This is a genomic window from Pacificibacter marinus (assembly GCF_900109555.1).
In the GTDB taxonomy this organism is placed as follows: domain Bacteria; phylum Pseudomonadota; class Alphaproteobacteria; order Rhodobacterales; family Rhodobacteraceae; genus Celeribacter; species Celeribacter marinus_C.
This window is the reverse complement of record NZ_FNZV01000034.1, coordinates 1-4,745: the sequence shown is the minus strand read 5'-3', so window position 1 is coordinate 4,745 and position 4,745 is coordinate 1. Positions and strand designations below refer to the sequence as shown.

2 protein-coding genes and 4 pseudogenes are annotated in these 4,745 nt (G+C 52.9%); 4 read left to right on the top strand and 2 right to left on the bottom strand.

The annotated features are described in order from the left end of the window. Positions 1-330, bottom strand: a 330-nt coding sequence (locus BM025_RS18705) for an IS110 family transposase (RefSeq protein WP_139204617.1), incomplete at its 3' end; no start/stop codon positions are given. A gap of 114 nt (positions 331-444) precedes the next feature. On the opposite strand from BM025_RS18705, the pseudogene BM025_RS19035 reads away from it, so the two are divergent. After that, a pseudogene (locus BM025_RS19035) lies at positions 445-628 on the top strand (IS3 family transposase); the annotation flags it as partial. Between the two features lie 12 nt (positions 629-640). Here the strand turns inward: BM025_RS19035 and BM025_RS18700 are convergent. Further along, positions 641-1,386, bottom strand: a pseudogene (locus tag BM025_RS18700) (IS110 family transposase). 227 nt (positions 1,387-1,613) lie between these two features. On the opposite strand from BM025_RS18700, the pseudogene BM025_RS18695 reads away from it, so the two are divergent. The 3 genes and pseudogenes from BM025_RS18695 to BM025_RS18685 form a co-directional block, all read left to right on the top strand. Beyond that, positions 1,614-2,226 (top strand): annotated as a pseudogene (locus BM025_RS18695) (IS3 family transposase); the annotation flags it as partial. A gap of 46 nt (positions 2,227-2,272) precedes the next feature. Continuing rightward, the gene (locus BM025_RS18690; RefSeq protein ID WP_170842245.1) at positions 2,273-3,682 is read left to right on the top strand and encodes an IS30 family transposase; all 1,410 of its coding nucleotides are present in this window, start codon (positions 2,273-2,275) and stop codon (positions 3,680-3,682) included. 4 nt (positions 3,683-3,686) lie between these two features. Continuing rightward, positions 3,687-3,959: pseudogene (locus BM025_RS18685) on the top strand (integrase core domain-containing protein); the annotation flags it as partial. Between the last annotated feature and the right edge of the window lie 786 nt (positions 3,960-4,745).

The window sequence follows — 4,745 nt, the reverse complement described above, 5'->3', positions numbered from 1 at the left end:
GGCTTCGGACTTTAGTTCTACAAATCGCATGGTTGGCCGTGATGCCGCTTCAACGATGGCTTCGGCGTCTGCAACATCGTTCTTTTGTCGTTTGACGAAAGGCTTCACGTAGTTAGGCGCAATCAATCGCACGGTATGTCCAAGCTTCTCAAACTCACGGCCCCAGCTATGCGCAGTCGCACAAGCCTCCATCGCAACAGTGCATTCCGGCTGTTTGCTCATAAACGCAAGAAGCTGAATGCGTGTCAGTTTTTTGCGAAAAATAACCGTTCCATTGGCGCAAGCCCCGTGAAGTTGAAACACACGCTTTGCAAGGTCTATGCCGATCATGCGACTTCTGACATGGATACTCTCCCTTTGTTGATGCTTTCTGAAACACCATAGTGGCACAATACGATGCCGGTTGGTCGGGGGCATCCACGCCATCAACAAAGGAGATTGACTATGGGACTGAAACGGACGGACGAATTTCGCCAAGATGCGGTGCGTATCGCGCTAACCAGTGGGCTGACACGCAAACAGGTGGATCACAGCCCATCGAGATACTGATGTGGTGTCGAAAGAGGATTTGGGCCTCGCCCAAGAGAATAACCGGCTTCGACACGAGAACCGTATCCTCAAGGAGGAGTATCCGTCTTGGTCAAGCCGCTTTTTCAACCCATTTACGATGATCACGTAGCAGAGCATTTGCGAGAACAAGTATCTTTCGCATGACGGCTGTGATGGCGACCTTTTTCTCTTTTCCAGCTGCGATGAGTTGTTCGTATTTGGCCTTCAGATCGGCATTGTGACTGATTGCGACCAGTGCAGGCATAAAGATGGCGTGCCGTAAACTCGGACGACCACCCTGTATCCGAGCCTTGCCCTGCCATTTACCAGAACTCTGTGACATTGGCGCAAGTCCAGCAAGGCTCGCGACCTGCTTGCTAGTTGCTGCTTCACGAGTGAGTGCGTTGCTGTGGCGCTACGGGCCTTGGCTGCTGTACGATCTTTTATCAAAGCCCGTCGTGCAGACAATAACTCCCTAAGATCATACAGATTTTCTGCGTTTATGGGCTTTGGCGTGAGTTGCAAAGCCGCGCCCATCTTTGCCAACATCTCGCAATCGACACGATCTGTTTTTTCCAATTTTCCACAGGCCTGCGCAAAACGACGCGCCTGCTTTGGATTCACTTTTACAAATGCGACAGTTTTTGCACCCAGAAACTGCTCCAAACGCCGGTGATACGCTCCCGTCGCCTCAATGATAATCAGCGGTTCTGGCTACAGATTTATCCACTTGAGCAACTTTGTATGGCCGGTCTTGTCGTTGGCAAACTGGTTGTGTCGGCCGTCTGTTAAACGATGGACATCAAGAGTGTCCTTGGAAACGTCGATGCCTATGATATTGTCCCTATGTCTTTTCTACCTTGTCTTGTCATACGGGCCCGAAGCCCAAGTATCCGTTCAGGTCATTAGAAAAGACGAGGGCGACCTTACTCCTCCACGGTCCGTCACGACCAAGCGGGCAACGATCCGACCCTCGCCGTTGCCCTACATAAATGCCGTGCTGGGCAACGGCCCCTGTATCGCACAAGAGCCACGTTCTGGATAAGACAAGCGGGACATACTAAAAAAGCAACGCAGTTCTTCTCGAGCCAAAAGCCGTGGGGTTTAGGTTCATCGAAGAACACCGGGATGCATTTCCGGCAGCGCGCCTTTGTCAGGTTATGGACGTCAGCATGCGCGGTTTTGCGTGCGTTCCGCAGTCGGCCAGCCAGCCGCAGGCAGCGATCAGATATGGTGACGTTGGCGCACAATCTCGTCTCAGCCTGGGTAGTTACGGTCGCCCGCGCATGACTGAGGAATTGAAAGAGATCGGTCTGAACATCGGCCACCGACGTGTTGGGCGTTTGATGCGTCAGAACGGCATATCAGTAGTGAGAACGCGGAAACATAAGGTCACAACGGACAGCAACCACAAGTTCAACATCGTGCCAAACCTGCTGGACCGCGACTTTGTGGCCGAGCACCTGAACCAGAAATAGGCGGGTGACATCACCTATATCTGGACGTGAGGGTTGGTTGTATCTGGCCGTGATCTTGGATCTGCATTCCCGCCGCGTGATTGGCTCGGCTGTCAGTAATAGGATGAAACGTTACCTTGCGATCCGAGCACTGGAGATGGCTATCGCTTTCCGTGCGCCGCCCAAGGGCTGCATCCATCACACTGATCGCGGGAGACAAGGCGGATTCAACCGGTCGTCGCAACACCCCATTTTAGGAGGTGTAAATGACCAAGACCGGCAGACGAAAGTCCGAACGCTCGATCCGGGGCAAATTGAACTCGCCAGGTAGGCCACCAGTCTGGCAACGTGAGAACTTGTGCCGGTTCTGGCGGAGCGTGGCCGCAGGCCATTCTAGTGAGGTCTCTGCCATCAAAGCAGGCGTTTCTGTTCCTGTTGGACACCGGTGGTTTAGGAGTTCTGGCGGAATGCCTCCCACACATCTTTCACCCTCGGTCACAGCCCTGACGCGCCGAAGTCTGACATTCTCTGAGCGTGAAGAAATTGCGTTAGAATGCGCACGAGGGACAGGTATCCGCACGATTGCGCGTAAGCTGTCGCGGTCACCCAGCACAATCTCTCGGGAGATCAGACGCAACTCTGCAACGCGCGGTGGTGATTTTGACTATCATGCTATCACAGCCCAATGGCATGCAGATCGCGCAGCAAGGCGTCCCAAACCTAGTAAGTTGGCATGTAATTCTGCCCTTCGTGAGTATGTGCAGGATCGGCTCTCGGGTCTCATCGCGACACCTGACGGCATCGCATTCGATGGTCCTGTTGTGGTATGGAAAGGACGTAGTGCCGTTCATCGTCAAAGCCGGCGCTGGTCTTCGGCTTGGAGCCCCGAGCAGATTGCGCAGCGTCTGAAAGTAGACTTTCCTGAGGACACAACCATGCGGATCAGTCACGAAGCCATCTATCAGGCGCTTTATATTCAAGGCCGAGGTGCATTGAAGCGCGAACTCTCAGCCTGTCTGCGCTCTGGTCGCGCCTTGCGATTGCCCCGAGAACGCGCCCGAAGTCGCGGTAGACCCTTCCTCGCGGATGCACCGATGATCAGCGACCGCCCGGCAGAGGTTGGCGACAGGGCTGTGCCGGGCCATTGGGAAGGAGACCTCATTCTCGGTCTTGGAAGTTCAGCGATTGGCACGCTGGTCGAGCGCACAACACGCTTCACCATGCTTTTGCATCTTCCGCGCATGGAGGGCTATGGGAAGGGCGATGTGCCCAAGAATGGACCTGCACTGGCTGGTCATGGTGCAGAAGCGGTCCGTGATGCTATCGCAGAGACAATCATGGAACTGCCTGTTGAGCTTCGTCGGTCTTTGACCTGGGATCAGGGTGCCGAGATGGCTCAACATGCCCAACTCCAAATCGAAACGGGGTTGGACATCTATTTCTGTGATCCTCAAAGCCCCTGGCAACGCGGAAGCAATGAAAATACCAATGGCTTGCTGCGCCAGAACTTTCCAAAGGGCACAGATCTTAGCCGGCATGGCACTAACGAGCTGCGCGCCGTCGCGCATGCCTTGAACACACGACCACGCAAAACGCTCGATTGGCAGACATCAGCTGAAGCTCTCGACCAATTGATTAAAAAGGATATAACCGAAAGTGTTGCGACGACCGGTTGAATCCGCCCAATACTGTTCGCACGACTGCCAGAAGATCCTGCGCCAGCATGGGTTCAGGGCATCCATGAGTGGCAAAGGAAATTGCTACGACAACGCCGCCGTCGAGACCTTCTTCAAAACCATCGAGGCCGAGCTGATTTGGCGAGATTCATGGAAAACGCGGCGACAGGCTGAGATGGCGATCTCCGAATATATTAAAGGGTTCTACAATCCGCGCCGTCGCCACTCAACATTGGGCTGGAAAAGCCCTGCCGCTTTCGAACGGAAGGTGGCTTAAACGAGCACCGGGGGCGGCACGAAAGCGCGACAGGTCCAACAAGGCGGTGTTTCCCAACATCGGTGTTCTTGTAGTTTTCTACACCAATAGGGTATTCTGACAACGACCAACGAAGCTCACCTAGCTCATCATGATCTACCAAGGCCTCATAGAGCTCTTCTGGCCCCATATTTCGTTCACTACCACCGGTCGGCTCCCAGCCCAATTCATCCGGAAAAATTTCATGGCTCTCACCGTTGATGGCATGCTCAATTATGGCCCGCCCTTTACAATAAATTTTCATAGTCGCCCGCCACAAAACTATCCAACAGCGCCTGTCTAACACACAAGACAATGTAAACGCACCCGAAGAGCGTGGACAGTTCGCGTCTTGCGACTGTGATTTTTCGGTTATCCCCCATAAATCCCCCACAATCTTATTTTAATTCAATTAAAACAGTTTATTTAGTGTCCTCTCCTGGGCACCATAACATCTCATATAAAGTGTTGTTTATCAAACAAATCATGGCGTTACCCCACCACCCGAAACACGATTTGGGACACTCTGGGGATACATTTCATGATCTTTGTAATGAAGTTAAAGTACATTGATAATCTATCAGGAGGCCGTAAGCGCTTCCGCAGAAGATATACTTTCACCTTTTAGCCCATAAACCTTTATTGCAAAATACTAGTCACTCATATGGATCTTTACCGTCGACGTCGCTGCTGCTCGTCGCGATTCACTGATGGCGCTGCAGGTTTTTGAGAGTGCAGACCGAGGCCGGCAATGAACTGTAATGTTTT